Source organism: Arthrobacter sp. JDC6, from assembly GCF_056484025.1.
Genome location: NZ_CM151278.1, coordinates 4,019,760 through 4,039,646 on the forward strand (window position 1 = coordinate 4,019,760; position 19,887 = coordinate 4,039,646).

20 protein-coding genes are annotated in these 19,887 nt (G+C 66.7%); 13 read left to right on the top strand and 7 right to left on the bottom strand.

The window, feature by feature from the left end:
• Positions 1 to 72: 72 nt before the first annotated feature.
• The 5 genes from ACV095_RS18600 to ACV095_RS18620 form a co-directional block, all read right to left on the bottom strand.
• Positions 73 to 477 carry a DUF1304 domain-containing protein gene (locus ACV095_RS18600; RefSeq protein WP_478222459.1) on the bottom strand — a complete coding sequence of 135 codons (405 nt, stop codon included), beginning with the start codon at positions 475 to 477 and terminating at the stop codon, positions 73 to 75.
• Positions 478 to 536: 59 nt separating this feature from the next.
• Complete coding sequence (locus ACV095_RS18605) at positions 537 to 1,400, bottom strand: class II fructose-bisphosphate aldolase (protein ID WP_144601426.1); 864 nt, start codon at positions 1,398 to 1,400, stop codon at positions 537 to 539.
• On the bottom strand, positions 1,400 to 2,866 hold the full coding sequence (locus ACV095_RS18610; RefSeq protein WP_134166059.1) for a GntP family transporter: 1,467 nt from the start codon (positions 2,864 to 2,866) through the stop codon (positions 1,400 to 1,402). Before ACV095_RS18610 ends, ACV095_RS18605 begins: the two co-directional genes overlap by 1 nt.
• Before the next feature lie 163 nt (positions 2,867 to 3,029).
• Positions 3,030 to 3,929: an NAD(P)-dependent oxidoreductase gene (locus tag ACV095_RS18615; protein WP_018769641.1), complete on the bottom strand. Its 900-nt coding sequence runs from the start codon at positions 3,927 to 3,929 to the stop codon at positions 3,030 to 3,032.
• A gap of 51 nt (positions 3,930 to 3,980) precedes the next feature.
• Positions 3,981 to 5,459, bottom strand: a complete 1,479-nt coding sequence (locus tag ACV095_RS18620) for a four-carbon acid sugar kinase family protein (RefSeq protein ID WP_134166058.1) — start codon at positions 5,457 to 5,459, stop codon at positions 3,981 to 3,983.
• 175 nt (positions 5,460 to 5,634) lie between these two features.
• Between ACV095_RS18620 and ACV095_RS18625 the strand changes: the two genes are divergently transcribed.
• Both ACV095_RS18625 and ACV095_RS18630 read left to right on the top strand, forming a co-directional pair.
• Complete coding sequence (locus ACV095_RS18625) at positions 5,635 to 6,339, top strand: FadR/GntR family transcriptional regulator (RefSeq protein ID WP_018769639.1); 705 nt, start codon at positions 5,635 to 5,637, stop codon at positions 6,337 to 6,339.
• A 97-nt stretch (positions 6,340 to 6,436) separates the two neighbouring features.
• On the top strand, positions 6,437 to 6,649 hold the full coding sequence (locus ACV095_RS18630) for a dodecin (protein ID WP_018769638.1): 213 nt from the start codon (positions 6,437 to 6,439) through the stop codon (positions 6,647 to 6,649).
• 82 nt (positions 6,650 to 6,731) lie between these two features.
• Here the strand turns inward: ACV095_RS18630 and ACV095_RS18635 are convergent, their stop codons facing one another.
• Both ACV095_RS18635 and ACV095_RS18640 read right to left on the bottom strand, forming a co-directional pair.
• Positions 6,732 to 6,938, bottom strand: coding sequence for a hypothetical protein (locus ACV095_RS18635; protein WP_018769637.1), 207 nt, complete (start codon positions 6,936 to 6,938; stop codon positions 6,732 to 6,734).
• 140 nt (positions 6,939 to 7,078) lie between these two features.
• Positions 7,079 to 7,978 carry a helix-turn-helix transcriptional regulator gene (locus ACV095_RS18640; RefSeq protein ID WP_056391093.1) on the bottom strand — a complete coding sequence of 300 codons (900 nt, stop codon included), beginning with the start codon at positions 7,976 to 7,978 and terminating at the stop codon, positions 7,079 to 7,081.
• Between the two features lie 211 nt (positions 7,979 to 8,189).
• On the opposite strand from ACV095_RS18640, the gene ACV095_RS18645 reads away from it, so the two are divergent.
• The 11 genes from ACV095_RS18645 (at position 8,190) to ACV095_RS18695 (ending at position 19,875) form a co-directional block, all read left to right on the top strand.
• Positions 8,190 to 9,023 (top strand): aldo/keto reductase, encoded by an 834-nt coding sequence (locus ACV095_RS18645; RefSeq protein ID WP_056391069.1) that lies wholly within the window; start codon positions 8,190 to 8,192, stop codon positions 9,021 to 9,023.
• Positions 9,024 to 9,072: 49 nt separating this feature from the next.
• Positions 9,073 to 10,044, top strand: coding sequence for an aldo/keto reductase (locus ACV095_RS18650; protein ID WP_056391073.1), 972 nt, complete (start codon positions 9,073 to 9,075; stop codon positions 10,042 to 10,044).
• Positions 10,038 to 11,060 carry an SDR family oxidoreductase gene (locus ACV095_RS18655; RefSeq protein ID WP_134166056.1) on the top strand — a complete coding sequence of 341 codons (1,023 nt, stop codon included), beginning with the start codon at positions 10,038 to 10,040 and terminating at the stop codon, positions 11,058 to 11,060. Before ACV095_RS18650 ends, ACV095_RS18655 begins: the two co-directional genes overlap by 7 nt.
• A gap of 80 nt (positions 11,061 to 11,140) precedes the next feature.
• The gene (locus ACV095_RS18660; protein ID WP_166673153.1) at positions 11,141 to 11,851 is read left to right on the top strand and encodes a TetR/AcrR family transcriptional regulator; all 711 of its coding nucleotides are present in this window, start codon (positions 11,141 to 11,143) and stop codon (positions 11,849 to 11,851) included.
• 118 nt (positions 11,852 to 11,969) lie between these two features.
• Positions 11,970 to 13,226 carry an acyl-CoA dehydrogenase family protein gene (locus tag ACV095_RS18665; protein WP_478222460.1) on the top strand — a complete coding sequence of 419 codons (1,257 nt, stop codon included), beginning with the start codon at positions 11,970 to 11,972 and terminating at the stop codon, positions 13,224 to 13,226.
• A 31-nt stretch (positions 13,227 to 13,257) separates the two neighbouring features.
• Positions 13,258 to 14,454, top strand: coding sequence for an acetyl-CoA C-acetyltransferase (locus ACV095_RS18670; RefSeq protein WP_478222461.1), 1,197 nt, complete (start codon positions 13,258 to 13,260; stop codon positions 14,452 to 14,454).
• A 23-nt stretch (positions 14,455 to 14,477) separates the two neighbouring features.
• The gene (locus tag ACV095_RS18675) at positions 14,478 to 16,034 is read left to right on the top strand and encodes a long-chain-fatty-acid--CoA ligase (RefSeq protein WP_478223478.1); all 1,557 of its coding nucleotides are present in this window, start codon (positions 14,478 to 14,480) and stop codon (positions 16,032 to 16,034) included.
• Between the two features lie 35 nt (positions 16,035 to 16,069).
• The gene (locus tag ACV095_RS18680; RefSeq protein ID WP_018769628.1) at positions 16,070 to 16,903 is read left to right on the top strand and encodes an aldo/keto reductase; all 834 of its coding nucleotides are present in this window, start codon (positions 16,070 to 16,072) and stop codon (positions 16,901 to 16,903) included.
• 132 nt (positions 16,904 to 17,035) lie between these two features.
• Complete coding sequence (locus ACV095_RS18685) at positions 17,036 to 17,302, top strand: GlsB/YeaQ/YmgE family stress response membrane protein (protein ID WP_018769627.1); 267 nt, start codon at positions 17,036 to 17,038, stop codon at positions 17,300 to 17,302.
• 126 nt (positions 17,303 to 17,428) lie between these two features.
• Positions 17,429 to 17,842 carry a hypothetical protein gene (locus ACV095_RS18690; RefSeq protein ID WP_056391090.1) on the top strand — a complete coding sequence of 138 codons (414 nt, stop codon included), beginning with the start codon at positions 17,429 to 17,431 and terminating at the stop codon, positions 17,840 to 17,842.
• Positions 17,843 to 18,060: 218 nt separating this feature from the next.
• Entirely contained in the window at positions 18,061 to 19,875 is a 1,815-nt protein-coding gene (locus ACV095_RS18695; RefSeq protein ID WP_478222462.1) for an HNH endonuclease signature motif containing protein, read from the top strand.
• Positions 19,876 to 19,887 lie beyond the last annotated feature (12 nt).

A 19,887-nucleotide genomic window follows, 5' to 3' on the forward strand; every position in this document is an offset into this window, starting at 1 on the left:
TGACGCTGCCCATGCCACCATTGTGCCCCCGGTGGCCGCGCGGATTTAAGGACTTAAGCCGGTTGTGGATCCTTACTGCAGCGTTGCCAGGAGTCCCAGCACGACGGCGACCAACGGTGTGGTGCCCTGCGTCAGGGCGGCGCGGAGGTACTTTCGCCCGGTCAAGGCCAGGACGGCGGCCGCCAGCAGCATGGAGCCGCAGCAGCTGAAGATGAGCGTCCACCCTGCCACGTCCTGCGCCGATCCCGGGCCGCCAAGCGCCACGAGTCCTATGCCGATGAATGCCCCGATGGCCAGGAACAGGTTGTAGAAGCCCTGGTTGTAGGCCATGCGCCTGGTGGTCTCGGCATCGGACCGGGAGGCCAGGCCGAAGCGCTTCCAGGTGGCAGGACGTGTCCAGGTCAGCGACTCCATGGTGAAGATGAAGACGTGCAGCGCGCCGGCGAGGAAGGCAAAAAGAAGGGAGGCCAGGACCATTGCTTGATCCTAGCCTCCCTGTGGGGTCCGCCAATCCAGCGGCGGCGCCTGCTGCGACGTCAGCGTGCCAGCGTGGCCAGCGTGGTGGCGGCAAAGCCCTTGGCCGACCGGTTCCAGATGGCCAGCAGGCCCTGCAGGTTCTCGCCGTCCGCGCGGTGGGCGGGAAGCTGGTCCTGGAGGGTGGCCAGCACCCCGGTCCGGAGCTCGGTGTTGAAGTTGACCTTGCCCACGTTCATGGCCGCAGCCTTGACGAGCTCCCCGGAGGGGATGCCGGAGGCGCCGTGCAGGACCAGCGGAATGTGGACCCGCGCCGCGATGTCCTGCAGCACGTCCCAGCGCAGCCGCGGCTCACCCTTGTACTTGCCGTGGACATTTCCAACGGCCACTGCCAGCAGTTCCGCACCGGTGCGGGCTACGAAGTCCTCCACCTGCGCCGAGTCCGTCAGTCCTGCCACGTCCACGCCGGACTGGCCGGCCGGCTGCTCGGCCGAGAAGGCACGGTCCTCGTCGCCTGCAAGGCCGCCCAGTTCCGCTTCCAGCACCACGTCGGCGCCCAGCAGGGCCCGGGCCGCCCGGACAAGTGAGATGTTCTCCTCATACGGAAGTGATGAACCGTCGGCGAGGACGGAATCCGCCCCTGCCGCGACGGCGTCGGCCATGACCTTGAGGTCGGAGGCGTGGTCGAGCTGCACCGCGACAGGCACCGCGGCAGCGTCGGCCAGGCCGCGCAGCGCCGCGATGAGCCGGAGTCCGTTTGCGGTGGCGGCGGTTTTGGGTGCCACCAGCAGGATTACGCCCCGGCCGGATTCCTCTGCGGCGCCCACCACGGCCAGCGCGGTGGTGAAGTCGTAGCAGGTGAAAGCGGGTACCGCGGAACCCTGCTGCAGGGCGGAGGTGACCAGGTGGTCCAGTCGGGTCTGCATCAGGCGCCCAGTCCTCCCACCAGGATCCAGGCCACAAAGGTCAGCGCGAAGCCGGCCAGGCCCAGGATGGTGGTCAGCACGGTCCAGGTCTTCAGGCCGTCGGAAACGGTGAGCCCGTAGTAGCGGACCACAACCCAGAAGCCGGCGTCCGTCACGTGGGACAGGCCCAGGGCGCCGAAGCCGATGGCGATCACGATCACGGCGATCTGCGCCGGGCTGTAGCCGCCGCCGCTGACCGCTGCGGACAGCAGGCCGGTGGTGGTCACGATGGCCACCGTGGCTGAACCCTGGGCCGCACGCAGCGCCAGCGAAATGATGAAGCCAAGGAGCAGCAGGGGTACGCCCAGGGTGTCCAGGGTCTTGGAGAGCGCCGAACCGATACCTGAAACCTGCAGCACGTTGCCGAACACGCCGCCGGCGGCCACCACCATCAGGATGGAGGCGATGGGAGGCAGGGAGCCTTCGAAGATTTCGCCGGTTTCCTTGAAGGACCAGCCGCGGCGGACGGCCAGCAGGAAGAAAGACAGCGCTACTGCCACCAGCAGCGCCAGGAAGGGGTTGCCAACGAAGGCCGCCAGGCCATACAGGGGGTGGGACTTGGGGAGGATGAGGGTGCCGGCGGTACCCAGGAGGATCTGCACGATGGGCGCGGCAATCAGGAAGATGATCAGGGCCGGCCGGGGAGGTGCGATGGCGGCGGCACCGGGGCCGTCGTGGCCCACCTTGACCAGCGAGTCGGAGCCGAACTCCTCCACCTGGGCCTTGACGGCGGGCAGCAATTCGTAATCCTTGCGGTTCATGATGGCGGCAACCCAGTAGGACAGGAACCCCAGCGGGATGCAGATCAGCAGGGAGATCAGGGCGATGAGTCCGATGTCGGCACCGAGCACGCCCGCACCGGCCACAATCCCGGGGTGCGGCGGGACTGCCACATGGATAGCGAGCATGATGCCGGCCATGGGCAGGCCGAACTTGACCGGGTGGACCTTGGCGATCTTCGCGAACGCGTACACGATGGGCACCAGCACGATGATGCCGACTTCGAAGAAGACGGGGATGGCCACCAGGAAGCCGACGGCGGTGAGCGCTACGGCCACCCGCCTGGCGCCCAGCTTGCGGGTGAAGTGGTCCGCAAGGGACTGGACGCCGCCGGACACCTCGATCATCCGGCCCAGCACGGCGCCAAGCGCAATCAGGATGGCCACCTTGCCCATGGTGCTGCCCACGCCGCCGGACACCACCGTGAAGATGTCCTGCAGCGGGATGGTGGCAGCCACGGCAACCAGGATGCTGACGGTAAGCAGGGCCACGAAGGCCTGGATCTTGAAGCGGATGATCATCACCAGCAGGATGGCAATGCCCACCGCCGCGATGGTGAGCAGTACCGGGGTGCCCAGCTCAACGGCGGGCTTGATGGCCGGGGCGTCGGCCGCCCGCTGTATCAGCGGGGTCATGAGGTGGTTCACGGGAAAATGTCTCCTTTGACGTGCCGTCCGGGGCAGACGGGCATCAGGTCTTACGGCGGGGATGGAACGCTGCGGAACAAAGCCGGCAGCGCTGGGAGGTACGACGACGGCGGAGGGGGGACCGCCGTCGTCGCACCGTTTGAGGGCCTACTGCCGGGTAGGCCTACTTGGTGCGCTTGGTGGGCGCAACGACCTTGATGACGGCGGAGTCATCGGCGGCGGCGAGTCCCTGGGCCTGGCCCAGGAGGTAGAGCTGCTCGGCGGCGGCGGCAACGGGGGCTGCCAGGCCGGCGGCACGGGTGGCCTTGCCCACGATGCCCATGTCCTTGACGAAGATGTCCAGGCGGGACAGGACCTCGGCGCCGTCCTCGTCGTAGGCCTCAAGGATGCGGGGGCCGCGGTTGGAGAGCATGAAGGAACCTGCGGCACCGGCTTCCAGGGCGGCGAGGGTCTTGGCCTGGTCCAGTCCCAGCGCGTCGGCCAGGGCCAGGGCCTCGGCCGCAGCGGCGATGTGCACGCCGCACAGGAGCTGGTTGACGGTCTTCAGGGCCTGGCCGTCGCCGGGGTTGTCGCCCACCACCGTGAGCGTGGAGGCCAGCAGGTCCAGGGCCGGGGCGGCCTTCTCGCGGGCTTCGGGGGAAGCGCCCACGACGATCAACAGGTCACCTTCGCCGGCGCGTTTGGGTCCGCCGGACAGCGGGGCGTCCACCAGGTCCACGCCGTATTCGGCCAGCTTGGCCACGGTGGCGGGAATGGCGTCCGTGCCCACGGTGCTGCCGAGGATCACGACGGCGCCCGGCTCGAGAACGGAGGCCACGCCGTTCTCGCCGAAGAGGACGTCGTTGAGCTGTTCGCCGTTGCGGACGGCCAGGAGGACTGCGTTGGCGCCCTTGGCGGCTTCGCGTGCCGTGGTGAAGGTGGCGATGCCGGCTTCTTCCGCCAACTTGAGGCGGGGCTCGGCGATGTCGAAGCCGTGGACGGTCAGCTGGGATGCCAGGCGGGTGGCCATGGGCAGGCCCATGGCGCCAAGGCCCAGGACGGTGACGGTGTAATTGCTGGTCATGGTGTTCTCCATTGAATTCTTGCGGGAATCAGGGTTCGTGCCGGGTGGGGATCAGAAGGTGTTGCTGAGTTTGCGGGTGACCTGGGCCAGGGAGTCGTCGTCGCCAACGTTGCCGGCGAACACGATGTACGGGATGCCCTTGGCAGGTCCGTCCACCGGCTCCCAGAGGCTGACGATGCCGGGCAGCATGGGGCCGCGGACAATGGCGTGGCGGATTTCCAGGCCGTGGGCCGCGACGTCGGAGGAGGTGATGCCGCCCTTGGCGATGACGAACCGCGGCGGGAAGGTCTTCAGGGTCCGGTTGACCACGTCCACGACGGCGGCGGAGACGGTCCGGGCGATCCGCAGGCTCTCGGCGGGGTCGTCCGTCTTGATGAGCAGGCGGCTGGTGTGGACGATGACGTCACCGGCGCGGAGGGCGTCGACGACGGCGTCCACCGTCTGGTCCAGGTGCGCCTTGGCGTCCGGTTCGGCGCCGAGGAGCTTTTCGACGTCGATCTCGATGATGCGCGCGGAGCTGTGCTGGGCCGTGAGGACGTTCAGCTGCCGGGTGGTGAGGCCAACATGCGAGCCCACCACGATCAGGCCGCCCGCCTCTGACGGGGTGTTGCCGGCATAGGCCTCTTCGGCCGTGAGCGCGGTGCGGATTTCCTGGCCGATGCGGCCGCGGACGAATGGGGGGCCGACGCGGTAGAGGAGGTTCTTGCCGCGGCGTTCCGCTTCTTCAAGGCCCAGGGCCAGTGCCCGGAAGTCGTTCTCGGTGACGATGTCGGCCACGATGGGCGTGGAGTCGGTGGCCGGCTCGATGGCATCGGCAATGGCCTTGGCGGAGATGGCCGGGTCCTGCGCGGCGGCGCCTGCACGGATGATGTTCAGGTCCAGGACGATCACGGAGTCTGCGGGGAACCTGCCCTGCGACTTTTCCGCCACGTAGTCGGCCATGACGGATGTGCTGAAGCCGAAGGAGGCGTCCCTGGCGAACTCGGTCTCGGAGACGGGGACCAGGGTGCCCTTGGCGTCACCGGTGCCGCGCATGTAGTGGACGCCGCCGATGGTGAGCCGGCCGGCGTCGGGGAATGCGGGAACCAGGACAACGCCGTCGGTCGTTTCCCCGCTCACGGCGGCAACAGTGGCTGCGATGACGTCCGGTTCCAGCGGGTAGTGGCCCCGGAGGGTGGAGTCGCTGCGGCTGACGAAGCCCAGGCGCAGGCCGGAACCTGCTGCTGCCAGGGCGTTCCGGACCACTTCGCCGTTGCGGGCCGCGGCCTCTGCCGGGTCGAGGCTGCGGGTGTTTGTGAGGACGTAGACGGCGGGCTTGTCCTGGCCGAAGGCCCAGGTGAAGTCCTCCACGTCCCAGCGGGTGAGAACGGGCAGGTCCGCCACGGACTGCGTGCCGGTGGGGTCGTCGTCGAGCACTACCAGGACACGGGGAACCTCCGCGTTGGAAGCGGCCAGCGCGCCGGCAACCAGCCCGGCGGGGATCTCCATGTCAGCCGGGTAGGCGGCCAGAACGTCTGCTTCAAGCGTCACAGTGCACTCCGTTGTGTAGCGATCCGGGCGGACGGATCCTGATGTAAGGGTAACTGTAAGATGTCTGACATCTTGCATTTGAATGTTAGTGTGGCACACGGCATACGGACGCGCAAGTACACTTGTCTGACATATCCGCCAGGCGTCGGCCGGGCACAGGGATCGGGGGGGCAACATGGCACGGAAGTCACTGGTAGGCGTGGTGGCGGACGAACTGCTGGACCGCATCATCGAAGGCGAGTTTCCACCCGGTTCCACCGTTCCCGGCGAGCACGAACTGAGTGCCCGCCACGAGGTCAGCCGAATGACCGTCCGCGAAGCCATGAAGACGCTGCAGGCCCAACGCATCCTGAGCGTGGAGCGGGGCCGGGGAACATTCGTCAACCCGTTGAGCCGCTGGGCTTCGCTGGAAGCCGTGCTCCGGGCCGCGTCCGAGGGCAAAAATGATGCAGACGCCTCCATCCAGCTCATCGAACTCCGCCGGATGCTCGAAACGGGAGCCTGCGAGCTTGCGGCCGGACGGATCGCCGAGGAGGACATCAAGGCCCTCTTCAACTACATCGCGGCAATGAAGGCCGCCCACAGCATCAACGACGTCGCGGCCTTCGTGGAGGCAGACCTGGCCTTCCATGACGTCATCCTGCACGCATCCGGGAACGTCTTCGTATCGGTCCTGTTCGAGCCGCTGCACCGCGTGCTGGAAAAGCGCCGGACTGAGACCTCTGCCGTTCCGGCAATCCAGGAGCACGCCATCGGCCATCACCAGAACATTGCCGAGGCCCTGGAGTCCCGCGATGCAGCCCGGTCACGCCAGGCCATGGACGCCCACATGCAGCAAACCCTCGACGACCTGAAGCAACTGGTGCTGGAAGCCAAGTAGCCGGCGCGCGGACAGGGTCTGTTCAACGCTCCCGCAGTCCCACTAGGCTTCAGGGACGGCCCGCAACCGGGAGCAACGATGATCACGAGGAGCGAAGTTGTCCAACCACACGTACAGCATTTCTGAAATTGTCGGCACCTCCACCCAGGGCGTGGATGACGCCGTCCGCAACGGTATTGCCAAGGCATCCCAGACCCTGCGGAACCTTGACTGGTTTGAGGTCAAGGAGGTCCGCGGCCACCTGGAGGACGGGAAGATCGCAGACTGGCAGGTCACCATCAAGATTGGCTTCCGCCTGGAAGAGCACTGACTAAAGCAACTGACCCGCAGCCATCGTCGCGAAACCTGGTTTCAACGACGGTGACTGCGGGTCAGTTCTGCTTTAAGGCGCCCTAGTTCGCTGTGCCCTGGCTGCGCCGCCGCCAGACTGTTGGGACGCCGTCGAACGCGGGGAAAACGTGGCCCTCAAAGAAGGACAGGACCGTGTGCGGATCGAGGTCCGGGCTCCAAAGACCCGAAACCGGGCAGTGCGAACCGGTGGCGGTGGAAGCGGCGCCGGCGGACGCCTGGCGCTCCTTCAGCAGGGCGATGCGTTTCATCGTTGAGACCATCCTGGGTGTGAAGACTGGGCAGGGAAAACGTGTACTCCCACCCTAGGAAACGCCTGGTCAACAGCCAATGGGCGGCTGGCCAGAATCACCGCCCTTCGCTGGACGAATGTACAGGAGCACGGCGGCTTTCAGCCCGCTTCACCGCTTTCGCCCACCGCCGCGGGGTCGCGGTCCGGGCGGACGTCCGTCCCCGCGCCAAGGCTGCCCAGCAGGGCAAGGGCGTCCGACGACGGCGATCCCGGCCGCGCGGAGTACACCCGCAGCGTCTGATCAGGATCCTCCGGCAGGACAAGGTTTTCGAAGTTCAGCTCCAGGTCCCCTACCGCGGGATGGTGCAGCCGGACGGTGCCGGCCGAGCGGGTGGCCACCCGGTGCCCGGCCCACCACTGGCGGAAGTGTTCACTGTGGACCGCGAGCTCGCCCACCAGGTGGCTGGCCTGGGGGTCGTTGGGGTGCCGTCCCACGTCCAGCCGAAGGGATCCCGTGGCCTCCGCCGCCACCGTCTTCCAGTCCCTGAACAGTTCCCGGGCTGCGGGGTCCAGGATGGTCCAGCGGGTCAGGTTCCGCTCCGCGGGCGGCAGTGCAGGGAAGTCCGTGAACAACAGGAAGGCCATCCGGTTGCCTGCAAGGACATCGCTGCGCCGGCCCAGCACCATCGCGGGCACCTCCCCCACGGCGTCGAGGAGCTGGCGCAGCGCCGGGCGGACACCCTGCGCAGTGTTCGCGCCGGGTTCGCGGGGAGCGCCGGCGCAGTTCTCCAGCAGGTCCAGCATGTGCGCGTGTTCGCTGCTGTCCAGGCGCAGCGCCCTGCCCACTGCATCCAGGACCGTCCGCGAGGGGTGGATGTTCCGCCCCTGCTCCAGCCGCACGTAATAGTCGGTGCTGACGCCGGCAAGCCGCGCCACCTCCTCCCGCCGCAGCCCCGGAACCCGTCGGGCCCCGGTGCTGGGACCCGTTCCGGCAACGTCCGGGCTCAACCGGGACCGCATGGCTTTGAGGAACTTTCCGAACTCCGCGCTTTGACCCATGCAGACCATTCTGCCTGCGATGACTGCCCTCCTCTACAACGAAGGTAGGACTGGCAGTCCTAGGAAAACAGGAACAGCCTTGCCTGCTGACTTGATGGCGAAAAGTGCATAGGCTCGAAAGTGAGCCGGTGGAAACCGCTTTCTGGACGGCGTCATACCCCCGCACCACCCGGCCCTAAATCCCAGCACCAGACTTTCCAAGGAGCACACCATGTCAGAGCTGACCCCGAACCTGACCCTGAATAATGGCGTCACCATCCCGCAGCTTGGCTTCGGCGTCTTCCAGGTCCCTCCGGAGGACACCCAGCGGACCGTGGAGGACGCGCTGGAAGCGGGCTACCGCCACATTGACACCGCCGCGGCCTACCGCAACGAGGCAGGGGTTGGGGCGGCACTTGCCGCCACCGGGATAGCACGTGAGGACATCTTCGTCACCACCAAACTCCGCAACGGCGAGCAGGGCCGGGCGCAGGAAGCGTTCCAGAACAGCCGCAAGGCACTGGGCCTGGACTTCATCGACCTCTACCTCATCCACTGGCCGGTCCCCTCACAGGGGCTCTTCGTCCAGGCCTGGAAGGAGATGGAGCGGTTGTACGAGAACAAGGAAATCCGCGCCATCGGCGTCTCCAACTTCCTCTCCGACCACCTCGACACACTGCTGCAGTCGGCTGAAACCGTTCCGGCCGTCAACCAGATCGAACTGCACCCCAGCTACCAGCAGGTGGACCTCGCAGCCAAGTGCCGGGGCCTGGGCATCGCGGTGGAGGCCTACAGTCCGCTGGGGCAGGGCGGGGACCTGAACGGAAACGCCGTCACGGCAATCGCCAATGCCCACAACGCCACGGCAGCCCAGGTTGTGCTCGCCTGGCACCTTGCCGGCGGAAACATCGTCATTCCCAAGTCGGCGAACCCGGACAGGATCCGGGAAAACTTCGCAGCCTCATCCCTGCAGCTTTCCCAGGACGAACTGGCCGCCATCACGGCACTGGAGTCCGGTGCCCGCATCGGGTCCGATCCCGCCGTCGCCGCCTTCACCCAGATGTAGCGTCCGGCAACCCAGCCGCCGGAACGCTCCGCCACCGAAAGGATTTTCCATGCAGTACACGCACCTTGGCCGCTCCGGCCTGAAAGTTTCCCGCCTCTGCCTGGGCACCATGAACTTCGGGCCTCAGACGGAGGAAGCGGACGCCCACAGCATCATGGACTCCGCGCACGGGTCCGGCATCAACTTCTTTGACACCGCCAACGTCTACGGCGGGGCAGACCACCGCGGCTGGACCGAGGAAATTATTGGGCGCTGGTTCGCCAAGGGCGGCGAGCGCCGCGAGCACACCGTCTTGGCCACCAAGCTCTACGGCACCATGACGGACCGGCCCAATGAATCCAAGCTCTCGGCACTGAACATCCGCAGGGCCCTGGATGCGAGCCTCAAGCGGTTGCAGACCGACTACATCGACGTGTACCAGTTCCACCACATTGACCGTGACACGCCATGGGACGAGATCTGGCAGGCCATCGAAGTTGCCGTCCAGCAGGGGAAGATCCTCTACTCGGGCAGCAGCAATTTTGCCGGCTGGCACATCGCCCAGGCCCAGGAAGCAGCCCGCCGCCGGAACTACACCGGCCTGGTCAGCGAGCAGTCCATCTACAACCTGTTCATGCGCCAGGTGGAACTTGAAGTCATCCCGGCGGCACAGCAATATGGCCTTGGCTTGATCCCCTGGTCGCCCCTGCAGGGCGGGCTGCTGGGCGGTGTGCTGAAGAAGGAACGCCAGGGCGTGCGGCGGACCGAAGGACGGGCGGCCGAAACCCTGAAGAAGCACCAGGACCAGATCCGCCAGTACGAGGACTTCGCCGATGAACTGGGCCATGAGCCCGGCGACGTTGCCCTGGCGTGGCTCCTGCACCAGCCTGCCGTGACCGCCCCGATCGTCGGCCCGCGCACCCAGGAACAGCTGGACGCCGCCATCCGCGCCCTGGACGTCTCCCTCGATGACGACGCGCTCAAGCGGCTGGACGACATCTTCCCGGGACACCGCACGGCGCCGGAAGACTACGCGTGGTAACCCCGCCTGTTGCCGATACGGTGGCGCCGCGGAGCATCCTCTTCATCGGCGGCACCGGCGTCATCAGCACCGCGGCGGCGGAACGGGCCGTCGAGCTCGGCCACCGGCTGACCATCCTGAACCGGGGCCGGTCCACCCGGCCGGTCCCGGACGGGACCGAAGTGCTGCACGCGGACGTCCGGGATGCGGCGTCGGTCCGGGAGGTCCTGGGAGGCAGGGAGTTCGACGCCGTCGCGGACTTCATCTCCTACACCCCGGACCAGGCGCAAACAAGCATGGACCTGTTCCGGGAGCGGACCGGCCAGTTCGTCTTCATCAGTTCCGCCTCCGCGTACCAGAAGCCGCCCACCAGGCTGCCTATCCTGGAGTCGACGCCGTTGAAGAACCCCTTCTGGCAGTACTCCCGGGACAAGATCGCGTGCGAGGAACTGCTTTTCCGGGCCTACCGGGAGCAGGACTTCCCCCTGACAGTCATCCGGCCGTCGCATACCTACGACCGCACCAAGATCGCCATGGTGGGCGGCTGGACGGACATCCACCGGATGCGCAGCGGCCTCCCCGTCATGGTCCACGGCGACGGCACCTCGCTGTGGACGCTGACGCACAGCAAGGACTTCGCCAAGGCGTTCGTCGGGCTGCTCGGAAGGCCGCAGGCGGTGGGCGAGAGCTACACCATCACCTCTGACGAGTACCTGCCCTGGAACCAGATCTACCGGCTGTTCGCCCGGGCAGCTGGGATCCGGGAGCCGGAACTGGTGCACGTGGCGTCCGAGACCATCGCCGCCCATGACCAGGAACTCGGTTCCAACCTCCTGGGCGACCGGTCCCATTCAGTGGTCTTTGACAACACCAAGATCAAGTCCCTGGTCCCGGACTACACCGCAACCATCCCGTTCGCGGACGGGGCCCGGGAAATTGTGGACTGGTACGACAGCCACCCGGAGCTGCAGCAGGTGGACGAAGCCTATATGCAGCTTTCGGACAAGCTCACCGGCTGGTCCCGCCAGGGCGCCTGAGCCTGCGTCGCCGGTATCGCTGGGGCCGCCGCATCCAGCGGCGGGCCAGCGATGCCTGCCGGCTGTGCTAATTTCGGCGCATGACGTTGCCCCCTTCCGAACAGCCCGTCGATAAGCCTGTCGCCGCCGCCATCGCGCTCCTGGCCTCGCAGGGTTTCGATGCAACGTCCGTTGAGGAGCTTGCCGAGGCCTCGGGCATGAGCCGGAGCACGTTCTTCCGACGCTTCGGGTCAAAGGAGGACGTGGTCTTCGCCGACCACGAACGGATCCTGCGCCAGGTGAATGACCGGCTCGCGGAATCCAGGCTCGAGCCCCTGGCCGCCGTCGCGGACGCGGCACTGCTGGTCTTCGAACACCATATGCGGAACCGCGATACGTCCCGGGCCCGGTATGGACTGCTGCAGGCGGTTCCGGCCCTCAGGGACCGCGAGCTGGTCACGTCGCACCGGTACGAGCGGGCATTCCTGAAATACTTGAACGACAGGCTGCCCGACGACCAGCGGAGCGGATACAAGGCCGTGGCCTTCGCCGCAGCCGTGGTGGCCGTGCACAACGCCTTCCTGCGGCAGTGGTTGCGCGCCTCGCCCGGCGCCGGGGAAACCGACGATGGGGACCGGAAAAGGGCTGCAGCCCTCGCGGCCGAACTTCGTGCCCTCTCAGATACGTTCCGGCCTGCACTCCTTGGTGCCGCCGCCACCGCCCAACCCGCGCCGACCGTCGTCGTCACCGTTCTCCCGGGCCAGGCCGGCAGGGAGGCGATCGCCCAGGCCGTCCTCGACGCCCTTCCCTAGTCCGCTGCATCCCTCCGTGGTACCCAGTTTCTTGACGTGGAACTGAGTTTCAAGGCATCCTTAGTCGGTGTGGTGCAAGCCACATGCTTCCCGCCACTGATTTAAAGGATGCAGATTAATGACGACGACGTCGCGGACCGACGTGTCCGGCCGCACCGAAAGCCCCGCAGGCTTTCCTGCAGGCACCGTGGAGCCGGACTACTTTCTGACCGAGGCCCTCGGGACTGACCCCGCATCCGTTTTCACCCGCATCGGCGATGAGGACCGCGCGTACTGGGACCGGGCCCGCCGCTTCGTCCAGGATGAGGTCCTCCCCGTCATCGACGGCTACTGGGAACGCGGCGAGTACCCGCTGCACCTGCTCCGGCGCCTTGGCGAACTGGACCTGCTGCGGGACGGCGTGGCGGTTGATGGTTTCGCGCCGATGAGCAGCATTGCCGCCGGGCTGGTAAACATGGAGATCAGCCGCGGTGACGGCTCCGTGGCAACCATGATCGCTGTCCAGGGCGGCCTGGCCCTGCGGTCCGTGGCGGAATGCGGATCAGCCGCGCAGCGGGAGCGCTGGCTCCCGCCGATCGCCAGGGGCAGCGAGTACGCCGCTTTTGCCCTGACGGAGCCCACCCACGGCTCCGACTCGGTGGCCCTGGAAAGCACGGCGACCCGTACCGACGGTGGTTTCCTGCTCAACGGCGAAAAGAAGTGGATCGGCAACGGCTCCGTAGGTGGCGTCACCGTTGTGTGGGCCCGCGGCGACGACGGCCAGGTCCATGGCTACCTGGTCCCGCAGGACTCCCCCGGCTACACCGCCACCAAAATCGAGGGCAAGCTGGCCCTGCGCGCCATTTGGCAGGCCCATATCAGGCTGGAAAACGTCTTTGTCCCGGAAGGGAACGTCCTGCCGGGCGCCCGGACCTTCAAGGACACAGCCCGCGTCCTCCTGGCCACCCGCCTGGGCGTGGCCTGGTCCGCCGTCGGGCACGCCACCGCCTGCTACGAGACTGCCGTGCAGTACGCCAGGCAGCGCAAGCAGTTCGGGCGGCCGCTGGCCGCCTCCCAGATCGTGCAGGAACGGCTGGCCCGGATGCTCAGCGAACTGGCCACCATGCAACTGATGGTGGTGCAGATGACACGGCTGGACGACGCCGGATTACTCACCCCGGAGCAGGCGTCGCTGGCCAAGTACACCTGCACCCGGACCGCCCGGGGTATAGCGTCCAATGCGCGCGACCTGCTGGGCGGCAACGGCATCCTGCTGGAAAACCGCGTGGCCCGGCACCTGGCCGACATCGAAGCCATCCACACCTACGAAGGCACCGAGACTGTGCAGGCCCTGATCATCGGCCGGGGCATCACCGGCATGTCCGCCTTCGCCTGATCTCCGCCCCGCATCCCTGAAAGGACCGTTCTTGAATCAGAACGCCAACATCCCCGTCATCCTGGGCGGCGCCCGCACCCCGTTCGGCAGGTTCCGCGGCGGACTCACGCCCTTTTCCTCCAGCGAACTGGGCGCCCATGCCATCCGCGCCGCCCTGGAACGCACCGGCGTGGCGCCGGAGCAGATCGGCGCCGTGATCGTGGGCCAGGTCATCCAGGCCGGCGCCGGCCAGGGTCCCGCACGCCAGGCCAGCCTGGCCGCCGGAATCGGCTGGGACGTCCCCACCATCACCATCAACAAGCTCTGCCTGTCCGGCCTCACGGCCGTGATCGACGCCGCCCGGATGATCCGCACCGGGGAAGCCGACTTCATTGTCGCCGCCGGCCAGGAGTCGATGACCAACGCACCGCACCTGGTCCCCGGGCTTCGCGCCGGCGTCGTCATCGGCGACGCTCCCATGCTCGACTCCCTGAACCACGACGGGCTGCAGGACCCCGTGAGCGGCAAGCTGATGGGCGAGGCCACCGACGCCGGCAACGCCGAGCGCGGGATCACCCGTGCCGGGCAGGACGCCGTGGCGGCCCGCTCCCACCAGCGCGCCGAAGCGGCCCGGGCCGCCGGGGTGCTGGCCGAGGAAATCGCGCCAATCGAGGTGCCGCAGCGGAAAGGACCTGCCGTAGTCCTTGAACACGACGAGGGCATCCGCCCGGAAACCACGGCCGAATCACTGGCGCAGCTCCGGCCCGCGTTCTCCAAGGAGGAGACGGCCACCATCACCGCCGGTTCATCGTCTCCCCTCTCCGACGGCGCCGCAGCCCTGGTCATCGCCAGCAAGGCGGCCGCCATTGCCGCAGGGCTGGAGTGGATCGCCGAGATCGGAGCACACGGCCAGACGGCGGGACCGGATGGATCCCTGCACTCCCAGCCTGCCCGGGCCATCGAACGTGCCCTCAAGGACGAGGGGCTCACGGTCCAGGAACTGGACCTGGTGGAAATCAACGAGGCGTTCGCCTCGGTCCTCATCCAGTCCGCCAACGACCTGGGCATCGACCCCGAAGCCGTGAACGCCGAAGGCGGTGCCATCGCCCTGGGTCACCCCGTTGGCGCCTCGGGCGCACGCCTGGTGCTGCACCAGGCGCTGGCGCTGAAGCGCCGCGGCGGTGGCACCGGCGTCGTGGCCCTCTGCGGCGGCGGCGGACAGGGCGACGCCCTCATCCTCAAAGCATGACCCTCCCACCGAAGAAGCAGGCCATGACCAATACCCACTCCGCCGACGGCTTCGCCACCATCTCCGTCGCAGCCGTCCTGGCTGAATCAGCCAAAAGGACTCCGGACAGCATTGCCCTCGTCGTTGGGGAGGACCAGGTCAGCTACGCCGACCTCTGGAGCCAGACCCGGGCCTACGCCGGAGCCCTGCGGGCCCGCGGCATCGGCCCGGGAGACGCCGTCGCCGTCCTGATCCCCAACGTCCCGGACTTCGCCCGGGTGTACTACGCCATCCTGTCGCTCGGCGCCATCGTTGTCCCGGTGCATGCCCTGCTGAAGGCACGCGAAATCGAGTACGTCCTCCAGGACAGCGGTTCCAAGCTGCTGGTCTGCGCCGCTCCCCTGCTGGCGGAGGGGGCCGCCGGCGCGGCGGCCAACGGCATTGACGTGCTGACCGTGATGGCTCCCGACGACGGCGGGTTCCCCCGACTGGAAGCGGAGGCCGCCCGCACCGAGCCGATCCGGACGTATGAGCCGTGCCGCCCGTCGGATACAGCCACCATCCTGTACACCTCGGGCACCACCGGTAAACCGAAGGGCGCGCTGGGCACGCACTTCGCCCTGGTGGAACAGACCAGTGTCCTGCTGACCAGCGTGATGGACTTCCGGCCTGGCGACGTCCTCTTCGGCGGACTGCCGCTCTTCCACACCTTCGGACAGACCGTGGTCCTCAACACCGGACTGCGCGCCGGGGCCACCATCGTGCTTATGCCGCGCTTCAGCGGCGAGGACGCCCTGAAGCTGCTGGCACGGCACAACGTCAACATCTTCCTGGGCGTACCCACGATGTATGTAGCGCTCCTGGAAGCCGCCAAGACCGTGCCGGACCGGCCCACGGCGCTCCGCTACGGCATCTCCGGCGGAGCATCGCTTCCACTGGCCGTCATGGACAAGTTCCGCGACGTCTTCGGGGTGGAAATCCATGAGGGCTACGGCCTGACGGAGACCTCCCCGGTGGCGGCCTTCAACCATGTGGGCACGGCGCCGCGGCCCGGAACGATCGGGATCCCGATCTGGGGCGTCGACATCGAAATCGCCCGCCCGGAGACGGTGGAGAGCATTGAGCTGCTGCCCAACGGGGAACTCGGTGAACTCGTCATCCGCGGGCACCTGCTGATGAAGGGGTACCTGAACCGGCCGGAGGCAACGGCGGAGGCGGTGGTGGACGGCTGGTTCCGCACCGGTGACCTGGGGACGAAGGACGACGACGGGTACCTCACCATCGTGGACCGCAAGAAGGACATGATCATCCGCAACGGATACAACGTCTATCCCAGGGAAGTGGAGGAAGTCCTGCTGACCCACCCGGCTGTGGTGAGTGCTGCCGTCTACGGCATCCCCGATGACGTCCACGGGCAGGAAATCGCAGCGGCGATCGTGCTGGATGCCGGGGCAACCGTCAGCGAAACTGAGCTGATGGATTTCGCCAGCAACCAGCTCGCGGCGTACAAGTACCCTCGGGTGATCAGGATTCTTTCCGAACTCCCGCTGGGGCCCAGCGGGAAGATTTTGAAGCGGAAGCTGGCTGAGGACCCCGCCTAGGGACAGGAACGGCCGTGGGAGGGCAGACTGATGGCATGACACTTGCACCCCTCATCGACCTCAATGATGGCAACAGGATTCCGCAACTGGGGCTTGGCACCTGGCCGCTGGACGACGAACAGGTGGCTGCCGCCGTCGTACACGCCGTGGAAGCCGGCTACCGGCACATCGATACCGCCGTGAAGTACGGCAACGAACGCGGCGTGGGCAACGGCATCCGCGCCAGCGGGGTGGACCGGAGCGAACTCTTCATTACCACCAAGCTGGACGGGGAATTCCAGGGCCACGACCGCGCTGTGGCGGGCCTGGATGGATCCCTGAAGCGCCTGGGGCTGGATTATGTGGACCTGCTGCTGATCCACTGGCCGCTGCCGGGACGGGACCAGTATGTCTCCACGTGGCAGACGTTCGAACGGCTGCAGGCACAGGGGAAAGTCCGGTCCATCGGGGTGTCCAACTTCAAGCCCGCGCACCTGGAACGGCTGATGGCGGAGACTGATGTGGTTCCGGCGGTAAACCAGATCCAGCTCAGCCCCGCAATCACCCGAACCGCAGAACGTGAATTCCACGCACGCCACGGGATTGTCACGGAATCCTACAGCCCGCTTGGCGGATCGGGCGCCGGCTTATTGGGTGCTCCCATCCTTACCCAGTTGGCCGAAAAGCATGGAAAAACACCTGGCCAACTGGTCCTTCGGTGGCACATACAAAACGGATTGGTAACGATTCCCAAGACCGCTTCCCCGGAGCGGATGGCAGAGAATTTGGACGTGTTCGATTTCGCCCTGGACCCGCAGGATCTAGCGGAATTATCGATCCTCGACGAGGGCCCCGGTGCGGGCAACGACTCGGACAAAACCGGGCACTAAAACACTCCTGAACTGCTCTTTTTCCCAAAAGCGGGGTTGGCAAATAGATAGTAAGCATGATTACTATTGGGGCAGAAGGATGAAGTGCCTCCGGAACCCGGAGGCCTCCTCTAAGCAGGAAGAGAGCAACAAATGGGATTTATTGCATTTCTGATTCTCGGACTTATTGCTGGTGCGATCGCTAAGGCGATCCTGCCGGGCAGGCAGGGTGGCGGCTGGGTCATCACCTTGATCCTGGGCGTCGTTGGCGCCTTCCTCGGTGGCTGGCTGGGTGGAATGATCTTCGGCAGCGGACTGCAGGAGTTCTTCTCGATCCAGACGTGGCTGCTGGCGATCGTCGGCTCGCTGATCGTCCTTGCCATCTACGGCATGGTCACCAAGCGAAGCGCCCGCGGATAACTGTACGGGCAAGCCAGGAAGCCGGCCTGGGGACACCATCCCCAGGCCGGCTTTCTTTTTCTCCGGTATTAGGCGCCCGATACGCCGGCCGGGACTGACAACCTTCTCGCAGAGCAGGAGTTCATCGTGAAAAACAAGCTTCTTTTGGGTGTAGGCGTTGCTGTAGGTTATGTCCTCGGCTCGCGGTCAGGCCGTGCCGCCTATGACAAGCTCAAGGCCCGGGCAGCCGGCATCTGGGACAGCAAGCCGGTCCAGGACAAGGTATCCGTGGCCACCGAGGCCATCAAGGAAAAGGCTCCCGAGGTTGCGGACCAGTTGGGTGAAGCCGCACGCCGGGCAGGCACGGTCATTGGCTCTGCGATGCACCGGGAGGGCAGCTCCAGCGGAAGCCAGTCATCCGGGCCTTCCACAGGTACTCCCACCACCTCTTCCGTGGGGAGCGATGCCAACAGCCTGGGCGAAGACCACATCCCGGCCCACAGCACGCACCCGGACACCACCAACCTTGGTACGTCCGACGGGACGGGCACAAAGGCCTGATTCCCGCTTCCGCCCTCATCATTACGCATGGAAGTGCGTATGACATGGGAAGATGCGGGCTTTGTGCTACAACTGAATCGCCTTGCCGGCCGTCGCGATCCTTGGGGGACGCGGCGGCCGGCAGCGTTTAACGCGGCCTGCATTGCCGCCCTGCCGGGTTTTCCACATAGGGGTTTTGGGGGCTCTTGATTGTCGGTGGTGGCTGGCAGAGTTGGGTTATGGAGGCCATTGGGGAGCAGCTGGACGGGCCGTTCGGCGGGTTATACGGTGGGTTGCTCGGCGGGAACGCTGACGACGCCGACAGCCGGGTGGTGAGTCCGGCCCGCCTTCGTGCCGTCCCCGGCGGTGAGGGATCCAGCCCTGACGGATCCCGCCTTGACGGATCCAGCCCCCGTTGGCCTGTACCCGCGGCTGAAAACCCGGCTGCGAAGCTGTCCGCGCCTCCGCCCATCCCGCGGACACCTGCCACGCTCGGGGAACTTGCCGAAGAACTCGCCACCGCCGCCCTGGCAGCCCCGGGCATCCTAGCCACTGCCACCTATCTCGAGGCCGCCGATTACGCCGGCCACGCCGAGGAACTCGCCCGCACCGTGGAGTACCTTCAACTCCTGGCCGCCGGCGCCGTGGACCGCACCCGCACCCAGGCCACGGCCAGGACCACAGCAGCCCGCAGACCCCTGGCCCCGCCCTCCCCTGCCGATGACGGCTGCCGCAACACCGCGGAGTTCCTCCGCCTCAGGCTCCGCATCCCCATCCGCGAAGCACGCCGCCGCCTCACCCTCGCCCAGCACACCCTGCCCCGCACCAGCCTCACCGGCCAACCACTCCCACCAACCCGGCCCCACCTCGCCACCGCCCTAACCCCCCACCCCGCCACTGACGGGACCACCACGCAACCGCCCACCGGGAGCCTCCAGGCACCGGCCGTGTCCTCCTACGCCGCGACCCTCATCACCGCCACCCTGGACCGGCTCCAACACCACACCACCCCGGACACCCTGGACCGGATCGAACACCACCTCACCACCGCCGCCACCAGCACCGACCCCGACTTCCTCACCCGCCTGGCCCAACGCTGGACCGACACCATCGACGCCGACGGCACCGAACCCACCGAAGAAGCCCTCCGCCACACGCAAGGCGCCTTCATCCGCAAACCACGCCACGGCCTGCACCACCTCGAAATCTTCGCCACCACCGACCAATACGAACACCTCCTCACCGTCATGAACACCGCCACCAACCCCCGCACCACCACCCCAAACACCAGCACCGGCACTACCACCCCAACCACCGGCACCGGGACCATCGCAACGGCGAACAACGCAACCGACCACACCGCCCAGCCGGCCCCGCCTGACCTGGACAGGCGCACCCGCGCCCAAAAACAACTCGACGGCATCATCACCGCCACCAAAACCGCACTCGCCACCAACACCCTGCCCACCACCGGCGGCAACAAACCCCAAATCATCGCCACCATCCACTACCGGGACCTCTTCCCCACCCACACCACAGCAACAGCGACAGGAGAACGGCCGGGAAGACCCGCACCACCAGGGACACAGACAGGCACAGGGACAGAGGCAGGGACCGGGGCTTTCGCGTTCACCGGACCCGTCGCCGCCACCACCCTGCGCAAAATCGCCTGCGACGCCGACATCATCCCCGCGCTCCTGGGCACCCACGGCGAAATCCTCGACCTCGGCCGCAAAACCCGCCTCTTCACCCCCGCCCAACGCACCGCCCTCACCACCCGCGACCAAGGCTGCGCCTTCCCCAACTGCACCATCCCCGCACCCTGGTGCGAAGCCCACCACATCACCTACTGGTCACACGGCGGACCCACCACCATCAACAACGGCGTCCTGCTCTGCAGCCACCACCACCACCTCATCCACAAAGAACAATGGACCATCACCACCACCAACCACACCCCAACCTTCATCCCCCCACCCCACATCGACCCCATCCAAAAACCCCAACAAAACCACTACTTCAAACCACCACCACCCCAACCCCAAGACGAATAGATAACGCAGACG